The 935-nt window shown below is 65.2% G+C and carries 1 pseudogene; it reads right to left on the bottom strand.

What is annotated here, in order from left to right:
- Positions 1-935 (bottom strand): annotated as a pseudogene (locus ABD296_RS49390) (alpha-1,4-glucan--maltose-1-phosphate maltosyltransferase); the annotation flags it as partial.

Consider the following 935-nt stretch of genomic DNA (forward strand, 5'->3'; position numbering starts at 1 on the left):
TCGGGGTCGTTGGGGAGGCCGAGTGCGGTGAGGTCGAGGTGGACGGTCGCTTCGCGCGGCTGGTGCGGGTTGAGGTTGACCACCGCGAGCACCACGTCGTCCATGTGGCGTTTGGAGAAGGCGAGCAGTTCCGGCTGGTCGATGTGGTGGAAATTCAGGTTCCGCAGCAGTTGGAGTGCGGGGTGGGCGTTGCGAAGCGTGTTGAGCCGGGTGATGAGTGGGGCGATGGTGGTGTTGTCGCGGTCGGCGGCTTCCCAGTCGCGGGGGCGGTACTGGTATTTCTCGGAGTCGCGGTATTCCTCGCTGCCGGGGCGTACGGGGGTGTTCTCGCAGAGTTCGTAGCCGGAGTAGATGCCCCAGGTGGGGGACAGGAGTGCGGCGAGGATGGCGCGGATTTCGAAGGCGGGGCGGCCGCCGTGCTGGAGGTATTCGTTGAGGATGTCGGGGGTGTTGGTGAAGGTGTTGGGGCGCATGTAGGCGGCGGCGGGGCCGGTGAGTTCGGTGAAGTAGGCGGTGAGTTCGTCGGCGGCGTTGCGCCAGGTGAAGTAGGTGTAGGACTGGTGGAACCCGATTTTGGCCAGGGTGTGCATCATCGCGGGGCGAGTGAAGGCCTCGGCCAGGAACAGCACGTCGGGGTCGGTGGTGTGGATGTCGGCCAGGAGGCGTTCCCAGAAGTCGACGGGTTTGGTGTGGGGGTTGTCGACGCGGAAGATCCGGACTCCGTGGTCCATCCAGTGCCGGATGACCCGTTTCACTTCGGTGTAGAGGCCGTCGGGGTCGTTGTCGAAGTTGAGGGGGTAGATGTCCTGGTATTTCTTGGGCGGGTTCTCGGCGTAGGCGATGGTGCCGTCGGCGCGGGTGGTGAACCATTCGGGATGGGTGTGGACCCAGGGGTGGTCGGGGGAGCATTGCAGCGCCAGGTCCAGGGCGACTTC

The organism is Actinomadura napierensis, assembly GCF_039529375.1.
Taxonomy (GTDB): domain Bacteria; phylum Actinomycetota; class Actinomycetes; order Streptosporangiales; family Streptosporangiaceae; genus Spirillospora; species Spirillospora napierensis.